24 protein-coding genes, 1 tRNA gene and 1 pseudogene are annotated in these 21640 nt (G+C 34.9%); 13 read left to right on the top strand and 13 right to left on the bottom strand.

Going from position 1 to position 21640, the window contains the following annotated elements; genetic code table 11:
• Nucleotides 1-350: 350 nt before the first annotated feature.
• Nucleotides 351-539, top strand: a pseudogene (locus DKK70_RS02315) (IS3 family transposase); the annotation flags it as partial.
• A 70-nt stretch (nucleotides 540-609) separates the two neighbouring features.
• Here the strand turns inward: DKK70_RS02315 and DKK70_RS02310 are convergent.
• Entirely contained in the window at nucleotides 610-843 is a 234-nt protein-coding gene (locus DKK70_RS02310; RefSeq protein WP_110432563.1) for a helix-hairpin-helix domain-containing protein, read from the bottom strand.
• 36 nt (nucleotides 844-879) lie between these two features.
• Nucleotides 880-1395, bottom strand: a complete 516-nt coding sequence (locus DKK70_RS02305) for a ClbS/DfsB family four-helix bundle protein (RefSeq protein WP_110432562.1) — start codon at nucleotides 1393-1395, stop codon at nucleotides 880-882.
• A gap of 329 nt (nucleotides 1396-1724) precedes the next feature.
• Here DKK70_RS02305 and urtA point away from each other — a divergent pair, with 329 nt between their 5' ends.
• The 12 genes from urtA (at nucleotide 1725) to ureG (ending at nucleotide 12388) form a co-directional block, all read left to right on the top strand.
• Nucleotides 1725-3020, top strand: a complete 1296-nt coding sequence (gene urtA, locus DKK70_RS02300) for an urea ABC transporter substrate-binding protein (RefSeq protein ID WP_110432561.1) — start codon at nucleotides 1725-1727, stop codon at nucleotides 3018-3020.
• Nucleotides 3021-3136: 116 nt separating this feature from the next.
• Nucleotides 3137-4711: an urea ABC transporter permease subunit UrtB gene (gene urtB, locus DKK70_RS02295; protein ID WP_110432560.1), complete on the top strand. Its 1575-nt coding sequence runs from the start codon at nucleotides 3137-3139 to the stop codon at nucleotides 4709-4711.
• Between the two features lie 2 nt (nucleotides 4712-4713).
• Nucleotides 4714-5814, top strand: coding sequence for an urea ABC transporter permease subunit UrtC (gene urtC, locus DKK70_RS02290; RefSeq protein ID WP_110432559.1), 1101 nt, complete (start codon nucleotides 4714-4716; stop codon nucleotides 5812-5814).
• The gene (urtD, locus tag DKK70_RS02285) at nucleotides 5811-6671 is read left to right on the top strand and encodes an urea ABC transporter ATP-binding protein UrtD (protein ID WP_065577750.1); all 861 of its coding nucleotides are present in this window, start codon (nucleotides 5811-5813) and stop codon (nucleotides 6669-6671) included. Before urtC ends, urtD begins: the two co-directional genes overlap by 4 nt.
• Nucleotides 6664-7359 carry an urea ABC transporter ATP-binding subunit UrtE gene (urtE, locus tag DKK70_RS02280; RefSeq protein WP_110432568.1) on the top strand — a complete coding sequence of 232 codons (696 nt, stop codon included), beginning with the start codon at nucleotides 6664-6666 and terminating at the stop codon, nucleotides 7357-7359. The genes urtD and urtE overlap by 8 nt, the downstream gene beginning before the upstream one ends.
• Nucleotides 7356-8198, top strand: coding sequence for an urease accessory protein UreD (locus DKK70_RS02275; protein ID WP_110432567.1), 843 nt, complete (start codon nucleotides 7356-7358; stop codon nucleotides 8196-8198). The genes urtE and DKK70_RS02275 overlap by 4 nt, the downstream gene beginning before the upstream one ends.
• A 33-nt stretch (nucleotides 8199-8231) precedes the next feature.
• Nucleotides 8232-8534, top strand: coding sequence for an urease subunit gamma (ureA, locus tag DKK70_RS02270; RefSeq protein WP_065577752.1), 303 nt, complete (start codon nucleotides 8232-8234; stop codon nucleotides 8532-8534).
• 12 nt (nucleotides 8535-8546) lie between these two features.
• Nucleotides 8547-8876, top strand: a complete 330-nt coding sequence (locus tag DKK70_RS02265) for an urease subunit beta (protein WP_110432558.1) — start codon at nucleotides 8547-8549, stop codon at nucleotides 8874-8876.
• Nucleotides 8869-10572 (top strand): urease subunit alpha, encoded by a 1704-nt coding sequence (gene ureC, locus DKK70_RS02260; RefSeq protein WP_110432557.1) that lies wholly within the window; start codon nucleotides 8869-8871, stop codon nucleotides 10570-10572. The genes DKK70_RS02265 and ureC overlap by 8 nt, the downstream gene beginning before the upstream one ends.
• A 19-nt stretch (nucleotides 10573-10591) precedes the next feature.
• A complete protein-coding gene (ureE, locus tag DKK70_RS02255) occupies nucleotides 10592-11059 on the top strand; it encodes an urease accessory protein UreE (RefSeq protein ID WP_034883410.1) in 468 nt (155 codons plus the stop codon).
• A 1-nt stretch (nucleotide 11060) separates the two neighbouring features.
• Nucleotides 11061-11729, top strand: coding sequence for an urease accessory protein UreF (locus DKK70_RS02250; protein WP_375334962.1), 669 nt, complete (start codon nucleotides 11061-11063; stop codon nucleotides 11727-11729).
• A gap of 41 nt (nucleotides 11730-11770) precedes the next feature.
• Complete coding sequence (gene ureG / locus DKK70_RS02245) at nucleotides 11771-12388, top strand: urease accessory protein UreG (RefSeq protein ID WP_110432555.1); 618 nt, start codon at nucleotides 11771-11773, stop codon at nucleotides 12386-12388.
• A gap of 123 nt (nucleotides 12389-12511) precedes the next feature.
• On the opposite strand, the gene DKK70_RS02240 is transcribed toward ureG, so the two are convergent.
• From DKK70_RS02240 to secD, 11 genes are all read right to left on the bottom strand, one after another.
• On the bottom strand, nucleotides 12512-12826 hold the full coding sequence (locus DKK70_RS02240; RefSeq protein ID WP_110432554.1) for a chorismate mutase: 315 nt from the start codon (nucleotides 12824-12826) through the stop codon (nucleotides 12512-12514).
• A 63-nt stretch (nucleotides 12827-12889) separates the two neighbouring features.
• Nucleotides 12890-13069 carry a hypothetical protein gene (locus tag DKK70_RS02235; protein ID WP_034883415.1) on the bottom strand — a complete coding sequence of 60 codons (180 nt, stop codon included), beginning with the start codon at nucleotides 13067-13069 and terminating at the stop codon, nucleotides 12890-12892.
• Nucleotides 13070-13659: 590 nt separating this feature from the next.
• Complete coding sequence (locus DKK70_RS02230) at nucleotides 13660-14043, bottom strand: MarR family winged helix-turn-helix transcriptional regulator (RefSeq protein ID WP_219999656.1); 384 nt, start codon at nucleotides 14041-14043, stop codon at nucleotides 13660-13662.
• A gap of 71 nt (nucleotides 14044-14114) precedes the next feature.
• Nucleotides 14115-14546 (bottom strand): hypothetical protein, encoded by a 432-nt coding sequence (locus DKK70_RS02225; RefSeq protein WP_110432552.1) that lies wholly within the window; start codon nucleotides 14544-14546, stop codon nucleotides 14115-14117.
• Between the two features lie 587 nt (nucleotides 14547-15133).
• Nucleotides 15134-15580: a DUF3916 domain-containing protein gene (locus DKK70_RS02220; protein WP_181415889.1), complete on the bottom strand. Its 447-nt coding sequence runs from the start codon at nucleotides 15578-15580 to the stop codon at nucleotides 15134-15136.
• Nucleotides 15581-15894: 314 nt separating this feature from the next.
• Nucleotides 15895-16173 (bottom strand): HK97 gp10 family phage protein, encoded by a 279-nt coding sequence (locus DKK70_RS02215; protein WP_110432550.1) that lies wholly within the window; start codon nucleotides 16171-16173, stop codon nucleotides 15895-15897.
• 106 nt (nucleotides 16174-16279) lie between these two features.
• A complete protein-coding gene (locus DKK70_RS02210) occupies nucleotides 16280-16717 on the bottom strand; it encodes a hypothetical protein (protein ID WP_110432549.1) in 438 nt (145 codons plus the stop codon).
• Between the two features lie 198 nt (nucleotides 16718-16915).
• Nucleotides 16916-17599: a hypothetical protein gene (locus tag DKK70_RS02205; protein ID WP_034883423.1), complete on the bottom strand. Its 684-nt coding sequence runs from the start codon at nucleotides 17597-17599 to the stop codon at nucleotides 16916-16918.
• 937 nt (nucleotides 17600-18536) lie between these two features.
• Nucleotides 18537-18611 (bottom strand) — tRNA-Ala (locus DKK70_RS02200).
• Between the two features lie 126 nt (nucleotides 18612-18737).
• Nucleotides 18738-19736 (bottom strand): protein translocase subunit SecF, encoded by a 999-nt coding sequence (gene secF, locus DKK70_RS02195; RefSeq protein WP_110432566.1) that lies wholly within the window; start codon nucleotides 19734-19736, stop codon nucleotides 18738-18740.
• Between the two features lie 12 nt (nucleotides 19737-19748).
• Nucleotides 19749-21605 (bottom strand): protein translocase subunit SecD, encoded by a 1857-nt coding sequence (gene secD, locus DKK70_RS02190; protein ID WP_110432548.1) that lies wholly within the window; start codon nucleotides 21603-21605, stop codon nucleotides 19749-19751.
• Between the last annotated feature and the right edge of the window lie 35 nt (nucleotides 21606-21640).

Here is a 21640-nt window from a genome sequence, read left to right as displayed (position 1 = left end):
GTACCGGTATAAAGCCCATGAGGAGTTTGCGAGCCATCAGTCACATAATAGTTTTTCACTGACTGCGCATCACTGACATTCGATAACACAGCGTAAAGCGGCATCTTTGCCGTGGCTGTTATTTGACGCCAGTCTGATAGTGCAAGCTTAGTCATCTTGACCTCTTAATCAACACCGATAATCGATAATGTTATTGACTTGATTATAGGTGCTTTAAAAACATAAGGCAATTATATGATTGGTCTAATAGCGAATAAAATTTAAGCTAATTCATCGCATGAATATTGAACAATAAATGCAAATATAGCTGTTTGAGGATATCAAACGTCACCCTCTAGGATAATACCGTTGCTGAAGCGACATTTATGACAATTAAAACTGAATTTATCAAAAATAAGATATTCACCAATACGAATGAACTACGACAACGTTTTTCTGCTTATGCATATTGGTACAACAACAATCGGCGGCATTCACCATTAGGTTATTTGACGCCGATGGCATTTAATAAACAGTTACCCCTTAATTTTGTTGTATGAAAAAGTGTAGACATTCCACCTATACACATAGGGATAAACATAATAACAATTAGTTAAAATCGAATATTAATTAACTTTGATTAACCAAAGCCAAAATATTTTGGATTGCGGTTTTAGCTTGATGGCTATTTTTCCAACATGATGATCCTGTCAATAAAGCGCCTTTATTTAATATTTCATCTAAGTTGGTCTTACGTAATTTTTCAAAGGAATCAAATTCCATTTGTTGTAATCTTTCTACTATTTTATCGCCAACGTATTTCAGCTCTAAAAGTTGTTTTTTTTCTAATTCTGAAAAAGCCATAATTTTCCTCTCTCTTTTGCAAAACTTTTTATGATTTTATTGATTTAAATTTAGCTTTTTCCATTTCCTAATTTTAGTTCTAAAGGATTTAAATGGCGCAACAGAATTGATGTGGATAAAACGTGCAACAGGCCATGCTGAAGGGTAAGGTTTAGTCCAATTGCGGGCATCTTTAGTAAAAAGCGTATTATCATCTAATGATGCTATCCAACTATTCCAAATCGCCAGTTTCTGTTTGAATAATTCAATAAGTTGTTGTAACGAATAATCTTGATAAATATGATAAAAGTGTTGATATAGCTCGCCTAACTGATTCCATTTATACCCTTCAGCAGGTAAAACTGGCGTTTTTCCGGCCAATTCATCATCATCCCAAGATTTGACCAGATCTAACCATCCTAATTGATAGGCAATCATCTGCGCTGGGGTTCGGTCGACACCTTCAATAAATTTATCTTTATCAGATTCAGATAGTTCACTGAATTCATCGATAAATAGCTTGGCGGTTTTATTAATTTCATCCAATAGTTGTTGTTTGTTTTCGTAATTCATATCTGACTACTCTTCATTTGTTATCATTTATTAATTATAAATGATAACAATACTATAGGCTTGGGTCAAAAAGCATATTATGCCTGCACCAATTTAGCTCATGCGCGCAAATAAAGTGCGTTATTCATTTTTATTAATACTGTTTATACGTTCACAAAACCGTGGTTGCTAGCTTATAAAATAAACTTTTATCCCTACTAGAAAATAGTTTAGGTTTAGGTCTAGTAATTTAAAAAACTTGGTCTTTAACTATTTGGCATAACTTTTGCATTACTTTAAATAACAATAAATAAATCACCACTATTTTTTATGTATAAAGAGGTAATAGTATGTCAATCACGAGCAAAATAAATACCACCATTAAGTTAACGTTTCTCGCCGCAGGATTATTTACCGCTAATCTAATCTATGCCGCCGAAAATACCATAAAAATCGGGGTATTACATTCACTTTCTGGCTCAATGGCAATATCAGAAAGTACTTTAAAAGATACCCTATTAATGCTGGTAGAAGAACAAAACAAAAAAGGTGGTGTGTTAGGTAAACAAATAGAAGCCGTGGTAGTTGATCCCGCATCAAACTGGAGCCTTTTTGCAGAAAAATCACGTGATTTACTCGCCAAAGATAAGGTATCAGCGGTATTTGGTTGCTGGACTTCTGTATCAAGAAAATCGGTATTACCTATCTTTGAAGAACTTAATGGTATTTTATTTTATCCTGTTCAATATGAAGGTGAGGAATCATCCAAAAATATCTTTTATACCGGTGCAGCACCAAATCAACAAGCAATTCCTGCTGTGGATTATTTGCAAAAAGAATTTAATATTGAACGTTGGGTATTAGTCGGTACTGATTATGTTTATCCTAGAACCACCAACAAAATTTTAGAAACTTATCTTAAAGATCATTATGGCGTAAAAGATAGTGACATAATGATTAACTACACGCCATTTAGCCATTCTGACTGGCAATCTATCATTGCTGATATTAAAAAATTTGGTTTAGCGGGAAAAAAGACCGCTGTGATTTCAACTATTAATGGTGATGCTAATGTTCCTTTTTATAAAGAATTATCTAACCAAGGTATTAGCGCAGACCAACTACCGGTAATTGCTTTTTCAGTAGGTGAGGAAGAGTTGTCTGGTATTGATACGGCTCCATTAGTTGGTCATTTAGCATCTTGGAACTATTTTCAATCAATTGATAATGATTTAAATAGTGAATTTATTAATAACTGGCACGCTTTTACTAAAAGTGATAAGCGAGTAACCAACGACCCAATGGAAGCCACCTATATCGGCTTTAATATGTGGGTGAAAGCGGTAGAAAAAGCGGGCACAGATGATCCAACTGCTGTTCAAAACGCATTAATTGGCGTAACAGTACCGAATTTAACCGGTAGTTATGCCGTGATGATGCCAAATCATCACATCACTAAACCTATTATGATTGGCGAAATTCAAGACGATGGTCAATTTGAAGTGGTATATAAGTCAGCTGGTACGATTGTCGGTGATGAATGGTCAGATTATTTACCCGGTTCAAAATCAATGATTGCCGATTGGCGAACACCGTTGGCATGCGGTAAATATGATGTGAGTAAAAAAGTTTGCCTAAAAGATTAATCATCTCGAATCCTAAATATTATGCATGGTGAGTCACTCTCACCATTTATCTGTAATAAAGTTCTCAATGCATAATCGGTTAATCAATATAGCAAGCAGAAGAATAGGAATAAATAATGAGAAGAATGATATTGATATGTCTGTTATGGATGATCACCAATCTAGCAACAGCAGCGCTACCTGACCAATTTGCCCAGCGGTTAGCCAAAGGTTCCTTGACTGAAAAACAACAATTAATCAGTGAAATGATTAAGGAAAATGATGCATCAATACAGCCACTTTTCACTGCATTAGTTGAGGGTAACTTATATTGGTTGGATTCCAATAGTACACTTGCCATTAAACAGGATAATCAATTTATTAATTGGCGTAATAAACAAGTTATTGATCTACCTAAAAACCAGTTTAAACGTATTACTATAAACAATAACATTCGCCAGTTAGTTGCTCAATACCAACTCCAAATCAAACTTAGTAGTAATACCATTCCAACAAGACGTAATGCAGCAAAAGCGCTTTTTGGACATATTCAATCACCGTCACAAATAAATATCATTGTTGAAAGGTTAGCACTAGAGCAAGATAGTGAAGTTAAACAACGATTACTTGAGGCATTAGCATTTGCAAAACTTGAGAATTGTCAGCAAAACGAATGTTTAGTTCTACTTACCCAACTTAGTAATGTCACTAATCCTATATTTGTACAAAAACTGCAACAATTGACATCAATAGAGGGTTCGCCAATAGTTAAAGAAAAAGCGCAAAGCCTACTTAATAAAATAACTCAAAAAAAAGCGATTTATGAAAAAACTGAACAAGTCTATTTTGGCATTAGTTTAGGTGCAGTACTTGTGCTTGCAGCAATTGGCTTAGCCATCACGTTTGGAGTTATGGGCGTGATTAATATGGCGCATGGTGAATTAATTATGATTGGTGCATATACCACCTATGTAATGCAACAACTATTGCCTAACTATCCTGGTATAGCGTTAATTCTATCTGTCCCTGCTGCATTTTTAGTATGTGGTGCGGTTGGCATGTTAATCGAAATCAGTGTCATTAAATATCTATATGGTAGACCACTCGAAACCCTACTCGCCACTTTTGGTATTAGCCTACTATTACAACAATTATTTAGAACCCTATTTTCACCATTAAATAAAGCGATAATCACGCCAAGTTGGATGCAAGGTTCAATTCAGGTCAATGACTTTTTATCACTCACGATTAATCGACTATATGTTATTGGCTTTAGCTTAACTATTTTTATTGTTCTGCTATTAATTATGAAAAAAACATCTTTAGGACTAAATGTCCGGGCTATTTCGATGAATCCACTAATGGCAAGATGTTTAGGGGTTAAAGCTAGCTGGGTAAATGCATTAACCTTTGGGCTAGGTTCAGGCATTGCCGGGCTTGCGGGAGTTGCGCTATCACAAATCACCAATGTTGGTCCTAATCTTGGGCAAAATTATATTATTGATTCATTTATGGTGGTGGTATTTGGCGGTGTTGGTAATTTATGGGGGACGTTAATAGCCGGTTTAACTTTAGGATTAGCCAATAAATTTTTAGAACCAATTACCGGAGCCATGTTAGCTAAGATTATGGTACTTATTAGTTTAGTACTATTTATTCAAAAACGACCTCGTGGTCTTTTCCCACAACGTGGTCGAGCTGTAGAGGGATAAATATGTTAACGAAATATTTTAATCAAGATAATGGGCGTTATGTACTATTTTGCCTAACTTTATTAGTCATCTATTTAGTGATAGCTAATCTTTTTTTCCCAACCAATAGCCTGTTTTATGTCGGAAATCAGACCATTATTTTAGTCAGTAAGTACTTATGTTATGCCTTACTTGCGTTATCAGTTGATTTAGTTTGGGGTTATTTAGGTATTCTAAGTTTAGGCCACGGTGCCTTTTTTGCCCTAGGTGGTTATATGATGGGAATGTATTTATCTGTACAAGGTGAAAATGGCTCAACCACTTTACCTGAATTTGCCTCATTTATTAATTGGCAAAATTTACCTTGGTACTGGATGGGAACCGATAATTTCTTATCTACTTTGCTACTGGTTATGCTAATACCTGGCTTATTGGCTTTTATATTCGGTTATATGACATTTCGTTCTCGCGTTTCGGGTGTTTATCTGTCAATCATCACCCAAGCCCTTACCTTTGCATTGATGTTGGCATTTCAACGCAATGAGATGGGTTTTGGTGGCGATAATGGTCTAACTAACTTCAAATATTTATTAGGCTTTTCAATTACTAGTAATGGGATGCGAGTAATGTTATTACTCATTACGCTAATTGTGGTAGTTATTAGTTATCTAATCTGTTATCAATTAATCAAAAGCAAATTAGGTAAAGTGATTATTGCCATTCGCGATGCAGAAGCGCGCGTTAGGTTTGTCGGTTATCGCGTTGAAAATGTCAAATTGGCAGTTTTTACTTTTTCGGCAGTATTAGCCGGTATTGCTGGTGCCTTATATGTACCACAAGTCGGAATCATCACACCCATTGAATTTTTACCACTTAATTCAATTGAAATTGTCGTTTGGGTTGCTGTTGGTGGTCGAGCGACTTTATATGGCGCCATCGTTGGTGCATTTTTAGTCAATTATTGTAAATCACTTTTCACCGTATGGTTCCCTGACGAATGGTTATTTGCTTTAGGTCTGCTGTTTGTATTAGTTACCCTATTTTTACCAAAAGGTATTGTTGGTTTACTCAAGCTAACTCATTCGAAAAAACCGCAACTAAAACCACAGGAGGCAAGTTTATGAATAAAAATCCACTAAAGCAAAATTTAAAATCGGCCTCCTCATTTCTTAAAGATTATGAAGCGCCACCGCAACCCGATTTAGATACCACTAAAGGTATTATTCTTTATTTAGAAGGAATTAACGTTAGCTTTGATAGTTTTAAAGCGATAAATGAATTGAATCTTTATATTAAACAGGGTGAATTACGCTGCATTATTGGCCCTAATGGCGCCGGTAAAACCACCATGATGGATGTAATCACAGGTAAAACCAAACCACAATCTGGTACCGCTTGGTTTGGTCAAAAACTTAACTTATTAACCATGGATGAACCACAAATTGCCCAAGCTGGCATCGGGCGTAAATTTCAAAAACCGACAGTATTTGAAGCATTAACTGTGAATGATAATTTAATGATAGCCAATGCTGGAAAAAAAACAGTTTGGCATACTCTTCGCCATCAAGTTAACCAGATAGAACAAGAACAGATAGAAGAGATACTTTTACTAATCGGTTTAATGGAGATGCGTAATGAATCTGCCGCTATTTTATCTCATGGACAAAAACAGTGGTTAGAATTGGGAATGTTATTAATGCAAAAGCCTCAACTGCTGTTAGTTGATGAGCCCGTTGCTGGGATGACAACTCAAGAAATGGATAAAACCGCAGAGTTATTAAATTCGTTAGCCGGCAAACATACATTAGTTGTGGTTGAACATGATATGGATTTCGTTCGCCAAATTGCCAAAACGGTTTCGGTATTACATCAGGGTTCAATCTTGGCCGAAGGTAATATGGAGCAAGTACAGAATAATCCTAAAGTGATTGAAGTCTATTTAGGACAATCTACCACAGGGAGGAACGTTAATGTTGCTTAAATTATCTAACATAAATCAATTCTATGGGCAGACGCATATTTTATGGGATATCGATCTCTCTTTAGCTAAAGGTAAATGTACTTGTCTCATGGGACGTAATGGAGTTGGTAAAACCACGCTGGTACAGTCTATTATGGGAAATTTAAAAATCAAAAAAGGCACTATACAATTTAAAGACACCGATATCACCCATAAATCTATCGAGACTCGTGCCTATATGGGGATAGGATATGTGCCACAAGGAAGACAAATCTTTTCGCAATTAACTGTTGAAGAGAATTTGCGAGTTGGTCTTGCGGCTAAAAGATCACGGGCAGCAAAAATACCTGATTTAGTTTATTCGTTATTCCCGGTATTAAAAGAGATGAGAAACCGTCGTGGCGGCGATCTGTCTGGAGGACAGCAACAGCAATTAGCCATTGGTAGAGCACTGGTTATCGAACCTTCTTTATTAATTTTAGATGAACCGACTGAAGGGATTCAACCCAATATCGTACATGAGATAGGTTCGATCATTAATCGACTTAATCATGAACTAGGCTTAACTGTACTATTGGTCGAACAAAAATTACCTTTTATTCAAATGGTTGCTGATGATTTTTATTTGCTTGATCGTGGACGTAATATTGCCAATGGTTGCTTAGCACAATTAACACCAAATTTAATCAAAAATTATTTAACAGTATGATTCAAAATAATGAAGATAAAACTGTCACTGATGGCTGGCTAGGCAAACTATCGCTATCTTTTGCTGATCGTCTAGCGAATGATGAGCAATGGCGTACTGAGTTAATTGACCGTCAGCAACAGGGACCTTTAACTATACAACGGCCATTCTATCCGGAAGGAAAACCTTGCCATATATATTTACTCCATCCTCCGGGGGGAATTGTGGGGGGCGATAAACTTGAGCTTGATATTTTTTTAGATCACGAAAGCCATCTATTAATGACTATGCCCGGAGCCAGTAAATATTATCGTAGTCACAATAATATTGCGCAGTTAAAACAAAAAGTGACTTTAGCATCAGATAGTATTATTGAATGGCTACCTCAAGAAAATATTTTTTTTAATGGCAGCAACGCTAATTTAACAACTGAATTTAATTTAGCTTTAGGAAGTCGATTGCTAGGTTGGGAAAATTTGTGCTTTGGTCGACCAGTTATGCATGAAAAATTTCAACAAGGTAATATCAAAAGCCGTCTGACAATTAATTTACCTGATGAATTAGGTCTTGATGAGCACTTAAAAATTATTAATGGTAATTGTGCCCCTATAGGTAATTACCCATATAGTGCGACTTTATTTGCCTACCCTATTGAGCCTGCCATTTTACAACTAGTACAAAAACGGCTTGAAGATAGCATTATTCCAATAGGCGCAACGGCTCTAGGACAATTATTAATCGTTCGTTTGTTGGCCAATGACAATCAGATTTGTCAGCAATATTTACAGCGATTATGGTCGTTATTACGGCCATTAATTATCAATCTACCTGCATGCCCACCTCGAATTTGGGCGACCTAAATTACTTTTTATAAATATGATGAGAAAAAAACAATGAAATTAACACCGAGAGAAAAAGACAAATTATTACTATTTACAGCAGCACTACTAGCCGAAAGGCGAAAAGCACGAGGGGTAAAATTAAATTATCCTGAATCAATAGCACTAATTAGTGCCGCAATTTTAGAAGGTGCTAGAGATGGTTTAACCGTTACTGAATTAATGAATTTAGGACGAAAGGTCTTAACGCGTAACGACGTAATGGAGGGCGTTGCCGATATGATCCAAGATGTTCAGGTTGAAGCAACATTTCCTGATGGTACTAAATTAGTTACTGTTCATAATCCTATTATTTAAAAGGTAAATTATATGATTCCAGGCCAAGTGATTGTACAAGCGGGTAATATTGAATTAAATAAAAATCGCAAAACCATTCAAATAACAGTTGCTAATCATAGTGATAGACCGATTCAAATAGGTTCTCATTATCATTTTTTCGAGGTTAATCAAGCCTTAAAATTTGAGCGAGCCAAAAGCTATGGATATCGCTTAGATATTGCAGCCGGTACAGCTGTACGGTTTGAGCCAGGCCAAAGCCGTACTGTAGCGCTAGTTGAACTGGCTGGTAAAAGGCAAGTGTATGGATTCCAAGGCGCAGTAATGGGTGCATTAGATAATAAAGGAATTGAAAATGAGTAATATTTCTAGACAAGCGTATGCAGAAATGTTTGGCCCAACCACCGGAGATAAAGTTCGCTTAGCCGACACCGAGTTATGGATACAAGTTGAGCAAGATTTCACTACTTATGGTGAAGAGGTTAAATTTGGTGGCGGTAAAGTAATTCGTGATGGTATGGGACAAAGTCAATTATGTGCAGATTTGGTTGCGGATGTTGTAATAACCAATGCTTTAATCATTGATCATTGGGGAATTGTTAAAGCTGATATTGGCATTAAAAATGGACGTATTTTAGCTATTGGTAAAGCGGGAAATCCAGATATACAACCAGATATAACCATCGCTATTGGCGCTAGCACTGAAATTATTGCTGGCGAAAATAGCATTGTTACAGCAGGCGGAATTGACTCTCATATCCATTTCATATGCCCACAACAAGCCGAAGAAGCTATTTGCTCAGGAATAACCACATTTATCGGTGGTGGTACCGGCCCGGCAACAGGAACCAACGCAACCACCTGCACTCCGGGCAAATGGCATATCGAAAAAATGTTACAAGCCTGTGATAATTTACCTGTGAATATTGGATTGTTAGCTAAAGGTAATTGCAGTGTTATCGAACCATTAATCGAACAAGTCAATGCTGGCGCTATTGGTTTAAAATTACATGAAGACTGGGGATCAACACCACAAGCAATTAGTAATTGCCTTGATGTAGCAGATAAAATGGATGTACAAGTTGCTATTCATACCGATACCCTTAATGAGTCAGGTTTTGTTGAAGACACCTTAGCGGCCATTGGCGATAGAACCATTCATACTTATCATACAGAAGGAGCCGGAGGTGGTCATGCACCGGATATCATTAAAGCCTGTGGTTATGCAAATATTTTACCTTCCTCGACTAATCCTACCCGCCCTTATACCATCAATACCATAGATGAACATTTAGATATGTTGATGGTTTGTCACCATCTCGATGCCGGAATTGCAGAAGATGTCGCTTTTGCTGAATCAAGGATACGCAGAGAAACCATTGCCGCAGAAGATATACTACATGATTTAGGTGCATTTTCGATGATCTCATCAGATTCACAAGCTATGGGGCGTGTGGGCGAAGTTATTATAAGAACATGGCAAACAGCTCATAAAATGAAAGTACAACGTGGTGCATTACCTCCAGATAATGAACAAAATGATAATTTTAGGGTTAAACGCTATCTGGCTAAATACACGATAAATCCTGCTATTACCCATGGAATCAGTCATGAAGTAGGATCTATAGAAGTAGGAAAATTAGCCGATCTTGTCATTTGGCAACCCGCTTTTTTTGGTGTCAAACCTAGTTTAATTCTTAAAGCAGGAATGATAGCTTACGCCGAAATGGGTGATGTTAATGCCTCAATTCCCACACCACAACCGGTACACTATCGCCCAATGTTTGCAACCTTAGGTAAAGCAGGCTCTTTATCCAGAATGACATTTATTTCGCAAGCGGCTGCCGATTTAAATGTAGCGCAAAATTTAGGATTAAAAAGTTTGATTGGTGTGGCAAAAAATTGCCGACAGATTAAAAAACAAGACATGCTACATAATGCATGGCAACCCAATATTGAAGTTGATGCCCAAACGTATGAAGTTAAAGCGGATAATCACTTACTAAGTTGTGAAGCTGCTTCTATATTACCAATGGCGCAAAGATATTTTTTATTTTAATGAATTGGAATTCAACATTATGATAATTTTTACAAAAATCATTACTAAACCATTAACAGAAAGACAACTACAATCAGTCAATGATAGTACCATATTAAATATTGATAGCCGCATAAAAAGTCGCATTAAAATTGTGCTTAAAAGTGGACAGGAAGCAGGTGTTATATTACCTAGAGGTTTATTGATTCGCGGTGGTGATTATCTTGCAACCGAAGATGACTCAATGATTATTGAAGTGTTGGCGGCAAACGAAACCGTATCGACAGCCTACTGCAATGATAAATTGTTATTAGCCAGAGCATGTTACCATTTAGGTAATCGACATGTTCCATTACAAATTGCCGCAGACTTTGTTCGTTATCAACATGATCATGTACTTGATGAAATGTTAACACAATTAGGTATTAAGGTTGTTGTTGAACAGGCACCATTTGAACCTGAAGCCGGTGCCTATCAAAGTAGTGCTATCGGTCACCATCACCATTAAGATAAAAAATATGCTTGAATATTTACGTAACTTACAATTAGCCAGTGCCAACTTACCGGTTGGCGGATTCACCTATTCTCAAGGATTAGAATGGGCGGTTGAAGCCAAATGGGTAACCAATCAAATCGAAACTAAAGATTGGTTAATACAGCAAATGTATAGCACATTGCTATTCTGTGACTTACCTATTTTAGCTCGACTTTATCGTTGTAGCATTCATCAAGATGAACAAGGTTTTAGTGATTGGCTCAAAAATTTACTACGTCAACGAGAAACAAGCGAATTAAGACTTGAAGAGCAGCAACGAGGCAAAGCTTTTTTTCGATTTCTACAAGGACTAGGGGGTATTTATCCATGGCAAAATTTATTAATGCAGTCACAACTTGCTGGATTTGCTTGGTATGGAGCGACCAGTAAAATTTCATTAGAAGATCTACAAATAAGTTGGAGTTACAGTTGGCTCGAAAGCAATATTATGGCAGCAATAAAACTAGTCCCTTTGGGACAACAAGCAGGACAGCAACTGATTTATCAGTTATCAACATTATTACCTTCAATAATTACTCAGGCGAATGCAATTGAAGATAATGATATTGGCGCGGGTTCTCCTTTAGTAGCTATTGCCAGTAGTTGCCACGAAAACCAATACTCTAGACTATTTAGATCATAAATTAACCGAGTTATTAAAATTATAGAATAAGAGAAGATATTATGAATACCATTGCTCATACACCACTAAGAATTGGAGTTGGGGGACCGGTGGGGTCAGGTAAGACAGCCCTGCTTGAAATGCTTTGTAAAACCATGCGCAATAAATATCAATTAGCCGTTGTCACCAACGATATTTATACAAAAGAAGATCAGCGAATTTTAACCGATGCAAAAGCTTTAGAGCCAGAACGTATTGTTGGTGTTGAAACTGGTGGCTGCCCACATACGGCAATTCGCGAAGATGCTTCAATGAATTTAGCTGCCGTTGAGGGGTTAATGGAAAAATTTTCCGATTTAGATATTATTTTTATTGAAAGTGGTGGTGACAATCTTAGTGCAACGTTTAGTCCTGAATTGGCCGATCTGACTATTTACGTTATTGATGTTGCTGAAGGCGAGAAAATTCCCAGAAAAGGCGGACCGGGTATAACTAAATCAGACTTTTTAGTCATTAATAAAATTGATCTGGCCCCCTATGTCGGTGCTTCTTTAGCCGTGATGGAATCTGATACCAATAAAATGCGCATTGATAAACCATGGGCATTTACTAATTTAAGGACGAAACAAGGATTAGAAAAAGTTATTGAATTCATTGAAAGCGCTGGCTTATTAAAATAATTTTTAACGCATTCCCAACGTTATCTAGATAAATAATGTTGGGAAAGTTAGATACAATGAATAAACATTAAACCGAGAAATCAAAACATTAAAATCAAAGTTTTTAATAACCGTTTAGCGTAATTATTTTTCTCTGTTTTGGAAATGCTTTAATTCTTCATCAATAAAATATCTAACTAAGTTAGCATACAACTCTTTAATGACATTACCATCAAGACCTAACTCATTAGCCCAAAGCTTTCGTTGTTCAAGCATACTGTCAAAACGCTCTTTAGCTTGCACATCTACTGTATTTTTCTTAAATTTACTTGCTTCTTTCACATATTCAAATCGAGTAGATAATAGTTCAATCACTAGGTGATCAATTCGATCTATTTCAGCTCGAATATCACTCATACCATTGCACTCTTTTGGCAAATGAATAGGATTATAATTCATAATATTAGCCCACTTTATTATTCAGTTAGCTATATTATAGCCCTCTATTTATTTACATGAAATTTATTTGCTGTTTTCAGTTGCTTTAGTTTTAATGTCCTTAATGTAAAGCTCTGGATTATCCAATAATGGTTTTACTTTTTTTATTAGTTCATCAGCTCGTTGTTTTTGTCTATTTTCACATTGCTTAATACCAAATAACAAAATAGTTAATATAATTAAGACTAACTTAAATTTATTCATCTCTATTCTACTTCTAAATTATCGCCATTCTTACCAATTTAGAACGGTTGCTACAGTCTGGGGGATCTCTATCATATTTAATAAAAATGTCTATTTCATCAACTATTGACAGCCTAACAAATACAACTAGTCTTGTCTTTGATACACCATTAAAATAATGAAGAATTTAGCTTTTCTGTTTGTTTCATTGGTTCCCTAACGTGCCGCTAAATCATCAAAGCAGTCATTACAAAACAACTTAAGCAATACTACAATTGGTAGAACCTTCTTTAATTAAGCGTGCCCTATTGCATAGTGTAATTATTCTAAAAACTAAAAAATCGGATTAGCGTTAAAATGAAAGCGTATGCAGGTATTTAATCATGCAATCAATAAGAATATACGCCCTCTATCTAGTAATCTTAAAAAAATACTTTGATTTCGCATTTTTGCGCAGAAATGTGTAAAGGTGGTGTTTTAGCTATTGAGCTGTAGATATTTACTCCCCCCATAGCTGTTATAATAATACGACGAAAGGAATACAAATTAGATAATATTTTAATTGGTTAGTGCTGGTAGATGGCTATCAAAGTTTAATCTATTCTAGAATATCATGACAGTTTTAATAACATTTTATGGAAATAGGAGATATCTTCGCCCAAACAAGAAAAAAATTGATTATCAAGCTTTTCTACTAATGGAGTAGTTTTATTGACCATAACATAGCCATTATCAGTTAATTGAATAGATTTGGCTCTACTATCTTTTATTGATGTAATTCTTTTAACTAATGTTTTTTTTTCTAAATTATCTAAGATCTGCGATACTGTAACAACATCAATATTAGCATGTTGAGATAAAGTTACTTGGGTAACTTCATCACAATGTTCTGAAAGATATGCCAACGTGGTAAGAATAATAAATTGCGGATGAGTTATTGAATACTGTTTCAAACTATTTTTTATTAAACTATGCCAAGCTGCATAGGTTTTCATAAATACAAAACCCATAGATTCTGACGAATCATGTTTAAATTGAGAAGAAAACCTATTATCTTTGGACATACTTATTTTTCTACCAGCTCTTTTAATAAAAATGCTTTATCTATAATATCATTTGAAATATTCTTCAAAAAATCATAACAAACTTTACTTGATAATTCCACTGTCGGTTCTAATTCAATTACCGCTTTTATCGCATACTTATTATCTGAATATTCGATTATTTGATGAGAAAAAAACAAAGCCCCAATATCTGGGATATCAAATCTTTCTGTCAATTCTCTATTAATCAGAACAGTAGATAATACAACTTTCATGGCAGGCATGTTTTCCAGTTTAAATAAACCATTAACTCCACTTTTCATTTCACCTGTTATCGTAAATTCTTCAAGATCTGTTTCCCAAAGTTTTCTTAATGAAAAATCAGTAAAATATGGCCAAATTTTATGAGGCATGGAGACGGTTGGAAGTTCAAAAGAAATAGAAATTTTTTGCATATATAATCCTTATTTATTTAATTAGTACACTTATAATAAGTGTACTAATTAAATGCGTCAACTAAATTTTGTCAGTCTTGTTACAAAGTTATGTCACCAACGACAAAAGACGCGATAAATTATTTTCAATATAATTGAATTGGTAGCATTTAAAAAAGGTATTTGCTAATCTTGTGGGGTATCGTTTTTAGGTGATACATTAAATACCCGTTAATATACCCCATAAAATTTGGTTATGAATGTGTTTTAATGTACTTTAATGGGTATCAATTAATTGTTTTATCATTGTGGTTTCTATTTTTTATGGGCTTTAATGGATTATAAATATTGAGACAAGGAAAACAGCATCACATTAATCAAACTATTTCAAATCTTATGATTTGAATTTTTAAAATATCAATCATGTACCTAAACTAATACCTAAAACGAAAAGTGCCCCTATAAAGTATTTAGATTTCAAACAATAATAATTTACTTGAAAGTCTCTTTCGTGAAGTTGTTTTTGAAGATCAAATTTAAAATTTTGACAGTGAGAAAATTTGTTTAGCCAATCGGTATCCAGTTAGATAATCTTTAAATTTAAATAATTATCCAACTTCACCAAAATACCAACGTTCAACAAAATATTCTTTATCTTCCCAATCAAATTCATTTCTTAAAACACCTTTCTCACTAAAACCTTGAGGCAATATTAATTCCCATTCTTTTGATAAACTTCTGTTTAACGTAGTATCTAATTTTTCCTGTTCTCTATTCCAAGCTTCTGTCTGATACTTGAAATACGCTTCTGAAGTATAGATACAAATTTCACTACTAAACATATCGGGTAAACAAATAACGCAAGTAACTCTAAAATGTTTAAGATTTGATGGCTTTGCTTGATAAATCTGATAAGTAGCATTAATTAAATATTGAGCGCATTGAGCTTGAGTAATTTGATCCGTATACTTTCCTTGCACCAATCGAATATCAACAGGAATTTTTATATTCCAATATCGTTCATCTTCAGTGATTTGTTCAGGAAAATAATCCAAGAAAGATTTAGACCAAGCCTCAAATGCTCTTAAACGACGTTTTTTCCCTCTCAGTTTCTTATTGGTTAAACAAAGCCTTTGTCATATATTTACCTAAATAAACTCATTTATTCAAAAGTATATAAGATTATATGTCTATCATAAATTACAGTTCCCCTCCATTAAAATAAATTTCTATAAAAACTATGCATACTACACATGATTTCTTGTAAGCCTTATTGTATAAGGATTTGCATTATGCATGATTTACATTTTTGCTATACATAAAAACAAAAAAACCGCCAATCAAGACGGTTACTATAGTAATGATAACTTTAACGAAGTAATTCACGTTTAAAGATGTTTAGTATTTCAGCTTCCATATCTTTTAAGCCCACATTTAGAAAATCTTTTTTAGCAGTAGGGCGCTTAAATTTCAATTTTATAGATAGGTTCGTGACATAAGCAACATAATTCCCAGTGTAACCAATTCTGCCAGTGATATGAGTAACGTTAATAATTACCTCTCGATATTGTGAGTTAATTAATGTTGATGTATCTATAGGCGTGTAGATTGCTGCTTGTGTAGCTCCTACAATCATTGATGCATGCATTGCTCTAACTGCATTGTCTTTTGTTCTTTTTATAGTTTTATCAAAGCTCTTTATACATCTGTCAATGCCTTTTACTTTTACTTTTACTTTTATTCCTATATCAACCTTATTTTATTCTTGTGCAAACTGCTAGTATTTTAGTTTTAGGGTACTTTATAAAGGCTTCGCAAAATGTCTCCTGTTCATAAGTAAACTTATTGTTTGTATTTTTTGATAAATTTTGATTAAAACTCCTTTTATTACACATGCTAGTTCTAACTTCCTCATTTAAATTGTTATAAATTAAATCCAAATCAAATTCGGTAGCTTTTTGATTCTCAGTTTTTGATAATAAAATTCCATTAACAATTTCATATGATTGAATTACTTGTTTGCTTTGAGTTTCAGAATAATCACTATATCTTTTAAGTTTAGAATCATATTTACTTTTATATTCTTTATAGACGCAGTCCCACTTACCCACAAGGTACTCTTTTGTCACCTTATTATCACCACAACCAAATAAAGCGAAACTGACCAAGCTTAATAATAAAATCTTTTTCATACCATCTCCTTTTGGGGTAATGGTATGTTAATTAAGGATTGGGGTAAATAAAAAACCACCACTTGGGCGGTTTGTGTAAATTTTAATTGTGAATTTTGGGCTACTCACAGGTAATAATCTGTCAAATACAAATTATCAGTACCCATCTAGAATTCATTATATAATTCATAGACAAAATAGAAGCTCTAAAAGGCTTTTTTATCTCTGATTGAAATTACTAAATACTTTATATTCAATAAATTGATTAGTTGCTTTTATTATTTCTAATTCTGCACCTTTATATCTTATAACTTTTGATTCTGATAAGTCATATTCAACATTATTTGAAAATGCTGGGCGAGCAAAATCATTATTAAATTCTTTATACCCAATATTAATCTTATGCCCTACTTTACCGTTATAGATTAGTATCTGCTGGAACGCGTTTTGATAAGTTACATTTTTCTTTTGGTAGGAAAATGCAGCATCACCTTTACATAAAGAAGCACCGCTAACAGTAATAATACATAGGTCATTATCGTGTTTATTAGTTCTAATCCCTACAGGTATATCAGCAAAGGCTGATTTTCCTACTGTTACTCCAGAATTTAACTCATTTAAACCAAAAAACAGATACTTTTGATCTTCACCTACTTTAGGGTACTCTCCGGCATGAATAGTAAAATCCACCATCCCACTAACAACTGTAGTTTGAGGAAAATAAACAACATCCCTTGCCGCTACTGTACCCTGTCTAACCATATCATCGCCAATAAATGTTTTGGTAACAACATTCAAATCGGGATAGCTTATTTGTTTTGTTTCGGCTACATAATTATACTTCACCGTGTTACAAGCAGTTAAAACCAAGCCAAATAAACTTAAAAAGATTATTTTTTTCATACCATCTCCTTGATAATTAAATTTCGGTAATAGTATGAAAAATAGATAATAATATCAATTACAATTTCGACTAAACATTTGTTAATGTTAGACATGTGTTCCATACATCACCGGAATGATTGCTTATGTTTTCTGATATTTTTGTTCAGGCTGTTTAACAGCCATTCTGATGAGCTGTTTTCGACATCGATAGGCGGTTGGCTTACTTCCACGTTGCTTGCGTAGTTTTCTACAACAGAGCTACATTGGATACGGCCATTACCTAAGGTGATTTAATGGTTACTTAATACTTGCCATTCTCTCCAAGTATTAAATATTGTCTTCCATCTTGCATCAATATCTCAGGTTTGCCATCTTCACCAACTCGATACATTCTATTGGAATCAACAGGCCTTTATTTTTACGGGCACCTGCTATCGAAATGCTTTTATTGCGCCTAATGCGGTCATATATGATACTAAGTTCAAGGTTGCGGATAAATGCTTTGTAGCAATTAAGATAAGCGCCTAGTTGCTGATTGAAATAGTGTGGAAAGTGTTGCTTCAGTGAGTTGAGTAGCGGTCGTTACTTCTGCTGATTACTGCTGTTTATGTAATCATTGTTTACCATCATTATTCTTAGCGAACTCATTTAGTAGCAGTCTAATAATAGAGGAGAAACTATTATTTTGCTTTATTTTTCTGACCAAAGGTAAATAACGCTTCTTTCAGGCATAAGATTGCCAAAGTGAAATATTACTCTTCACCAAGATATGTCACCATTGCGCTCATTAAATCGCATATCTTCGTTGTTGATTACTAACACTATCGCTAGAATCTTGCCGGAATAGGGTTGTTTATGTTTAAGGTCAATTGTGAACTTATCACCACTAGTGATTGTTTTAAACCTGCACCATTGCCGATATAAGAATTTAGAAGAGTATTATTGTTTATTGAATTGGTGGGCCAAGGGGGATCGAACCCCTGACCTCAACGCTGCCAGCGTTGCGCTCTCCCAGCTGAGCTATGGCCCCTAAAGGGATGAAATAAAACTGTGGCTAATGATATGCAACTAGTTAGAAAGTGTCAAATAATTTAATATTATTTGCTTAAAAAACAATCTAACAAAGCTCTGTCAAACTATGACAGAGCTTTAGTAATTAACGTAAAATCGCGTTTTGATCCGCACCTTCAACTTCAACTTTTGGTGGCATAAAGTGTTCACGTTTAACACCCAATTTAAGTGACATATAAGCAGCCACATAGATTGATGAAATCGTCCCTAACACAATTCCTACACCTAATGTTTCAGAGAAACCTTTTAACATTGAACCACCGAAGATATATAAGATAATAACTACCGCTAAAGTTGTGCCGGATGTCATTAAAGTTCGGTGTAATGTTTGAGTTAACGAGATGTTGATAACGTCGTATGGCGATGCTCGTCGAATCTTTCTAAAATTCTCACGAATTCTATCGAACACAACAATGGTATCATTAAGCGAATAACCGATTATGGATAACATTGCAGCAATAATCGTCAAATCTAGTTCACGATTAAATAAGGATAAATATCCTGCGGTTATAACAACGTCATGTGCTAAAGCAACAACTGCACCGGTACCAAATCGCCACTCAAATCGAAAAGCGATATAAATTAGGATACAAATTAATGCTGCACAAATCGCTAATATACCATCTTGAGCTAATTCAGAGCCGACAGTTGGACCAACAAATTCAATTCGTTTAATTTCAGCGTTACTATCAATATTTTTATGCACTAAGTTTGAAATTTTCACCCCTAATGCATTATCGATCGCAGACGATACACTACCTTCGCTCTGGTTGGTAGTTGGTAATCGAATGATGATATCCTTACTGCTTCCATAATACTGAACTATTGGTTCATGATAGCCTTCATCACGTAAACTATTGCGTAAATCATCAAGATTTATCGGTTTAGTCACAGTTAATTCAACCGTTGTCCCACCAGTAAAATCTTGTCCAAGATTGAATCCTTTAACAAGAATTATTACAAATGAGGCAACCACTAATAACATTGAGATGACAAAAGCAATAAAGCCAAATTTTAAAAAGTCGAGCACTCTTCGTCCATGATTTAATTCTCTAACATCATGGTTTTCTTTTTGATTAACAATCACAATAAACCTCTAAATTGATAACTTATTGACGCGACGACCACCATAAATAAGATTGGCCAATGCTCGAGTTCCTACGATCGAGGTAAACATCGATGTTACAATACCGATACCTAAGGTAATAGCAAAACCTTTAATTGAGCCTGTACCTACTGCATAAAGAATTACTGCAGTGATTAATGTGGTAATGTTGGCATCAAAAATACTACTCCAAGCACCCGCATAACCTTCGTTAATTGCATGTTGGACGCCTCGCCCATTACTTAGCTCTTCTTTTATCCGCTCATTAATTAGTACATTAGCATCTACCGCCATACCCACGGTTAGAACTATACCAGCAATACCTGGCATACTTAATGTTGCACCTGGCAATAATGACATAGCGCCAACAATTAAAATTAAGTTTGCGACTAATGCAAGACTAGCAAATACACCAAATAGACGATATACCACCAACATAAAGATGACAGAAATTAATAATCCCCATACACAAGATTCTAAACCTTGAGTGATATTTTCTTGTCCCATTGAAGGGCCGACTGTACGCTCTTCAATTATTTGAATTGGCGCAATCAACGCGCCGGCTCTTAGTAATAAAGATAAATTTCTAGCTTCATCAATACTACTTATACCAGTTACTTGGAATCGATCACTAAAAATACCTTGGATGGTTGCAACGTTAATTACTCTCTCTTGTTTTTCAAGAATAGGTTTATCATTTTCATCACGTTTTCCGGTATCTTTATACTCAACAAAAAGTGTTGCCATGGCTTTTTTCAGATTTTTCTGGGTAAAATCAAGCATGGTTTTACCACCAGCACTATCAAGTGTAATCGACACTTCTGGTTGGCTATATTCATTTACTCTAAATGATGAGTCGGTAATATGATCACCCGTTAATACTACACGTTTATAAAGTAAAACTGGGCGGCCGTTTTCCATATACTTTAGTTCAGAACCATACGGAACACGCATATTGCCATTTATAATTGCAGCTAAGTTAATTGAACTGTCATCATTAACTTGTCTGAATTCGAGGGTTGCTGTTGCCCCTAAAATACGTTTAGCTAATGCGGTATCTTGGATACCCGGTAACTCAACGACAATTCGATCAGAACCTTGGCGTTGAACAATAGGTTCCGCGACGCCTAGCTGATTAACACGATTACGTAAAATTGTGGTATTTTGTTGTACTGCATCGCTTTTTGTTTGTTGTAATCGCTGTTGACTAACACTAATGACAATGCTGTTATCATTTTGAGATGTCAATTCATAATCTTGTAATCCATTGATTTTAGTAATAGCTTTATTACGATCTTCAACATTATCAAATTGCATTGTTATTTGTTGATTTGCATTTTTGCTAAGTGTTTTGTAATTAAGATTATTTTTATTAAACTCTGCTTTTAAATTTTCAATCGACTGTTCTGTTAATTTACTTAATGCAGTCGTCATATCCACTTCCATTAAGAAGTGAACACCACCGCGCAAATCGAGCCCCAATTTCATTGGTTCGGCACCAATCATAGTTAACCATGATGGTGTTGCCGGTGCTAGATTTAGTGCAACAGTATAATCTTCACCTAATTCTTGTGATATTAACTCTTTAGCTTTAAGCTGTGTATCATTATCACTTAATCGAATTAAAATAGATTTATTTTCATAAACAAGCGATTTAGGTTCAATTTGATTGTTTACCAAAAGCTGTTTGACTTTATCTTGCGTAGCAACATCAATTTCGGTACTGTTTGAACCTGAAATTTGTATAGCGGGATCTTCACCATAAATATTTGGAAGGGCATAAAGTAGGCCGACGCAGATCACGACGACCAACATAATGTACTTCCACAAAGGATAGCGATTTAGCACGACATATTCTCTTGTGGGATTAGATAATTAATACA

Source organism: Gilliamella apicola (genome assembly GCF_003202655.1).
Taxonomy (GTDB): Bacteria; Pseudomonadota; Gammaproteobacteria; order Enterobacterales; family Orbaceae; genus Gilliamella; species Gilliamella apicola_R.
This window is presented reverse-complemented; position numbering and strand designations above follow the sequence as displayed.

Coding starts and splice junctions, on each gene's coding strand:
- DKK70_RS02240 (WP_110432554.1), bottom strand. CDS start 12,826: ATGAATTATAATCCTATTCATTTGCCAAAAGAGTGCAATGGTATGAGT.
- ureA (WP_065577752.1), top strand. CDS start 8,232: ATGAAATTAACACCGAGAGAAAAAGACAAATTATTACTATTTACAGCA.
- urtC (WP_110432559.1), top strand. CDS start 4,714: ATGTTAACGAAATATTTTAATCAAGATAATGGGCGTTATGTACTATTT.
- DKK70_RS02265 (WP_110432558.1), top strand. CDS start 8,547: ATGATTCCAGGCCAAGTGATTGTACAAGCGGGTAATATTGAATTAAAT.
- DKK70_RS02210 (WP_110432549.1), bottom strand. CDS start 16,717: ATGAAAAAGATTTTATTATTAAGCTTGGTCAGTTTCGCTTTATTTGGT.
- ureE (WP_034883410.1), top strand. CDS start 10,592: ATGATAATTTTTACAAAAATCATTACTAAACCATTAACAGAAAGACAA.
- ureG (WP_110432555.1), top strand. CDS start 11,771: ATGAATACCATTGCTCATACACCACTAAGAATTGGAGTTGGGGGACCG.
- ureC (WP_110432557.1), top strand. CDS start 8,869: ATGAGTAATATTTCTAGACAAGCGTATGCAGAAATGTTTGGCCCAACC.
- DKK70_RS02305 (WP_110432562.1), bottom strand. CDS start 1,395: ATGAATTACGAAAACAAACAACAACTATTGGATGAAATTAATAAAACC.
- DKK70_RS02310 (WP_110432563.1), bottom strand. CDS start 843: ATGGCTTTTTCAGAATTAGAAAAAAAACAACTTTTAGAGCTGAAATAC.
- DKK70_RS02230 (WP_219999656.1), bottom strand. CDS start 14,043: ATGAAAACCTATGCAGCTTGGCATAGTTTAATAAAAAATAGTTTGAAA.
- DKK70_RS02205 (WP_034883423.1), bottom strand. CDS start 17,599: ATGAAAAAAATAATCTTTTTAAGTTTATTTGGCTTGGTTTTAACTGCT.
- DKK70_RS02215 (WP_110432550.1), bottom strand. CDS start 16,173: ATGCATGCATCAATGATTGTAGGAGCTACACAAGCAGCAATCTACACG.
- urtD (WP_065577750.1), top strand. CDS start 5,811: ATGAATAAAAATCCACTAAAGCAAAATTTAAAATCGGCCTCCTCATTT.
- DKK70_RS02275 (WP_110432567.1), top strand. CDS start 7,356: ATGATTCAAAATAATGAAGATAAAACTGTCACTGATGGCTGGCTAGGC.
- urtB (WP_110432560.1), top strand. CDS start 3,137: ATGAGAAGAATGATATTGATATGTCTGTTATGGATGATCACCAATCTA.
- DKK70_RS02225 (WP_110432552.1), bottom strand. CDS start 14,546: ATGCAAAAAATTTCTATTTCTTTTGAACTTCCAACCGTCTCCATGCCT.
- urtA (WP_110432561.1), top strand. CDS start 1,725: ATGTCAATCACGAGCAAAATAAATACCACCATTAAGTTAACGTTTCTC.
- DKK70_RS02235 (WP_034883415.1), bottom strand. CDS start 13,069: ATGAATAAATTTAAGTTAGTCTTAATTATATTAACTATTTTGTTATTT.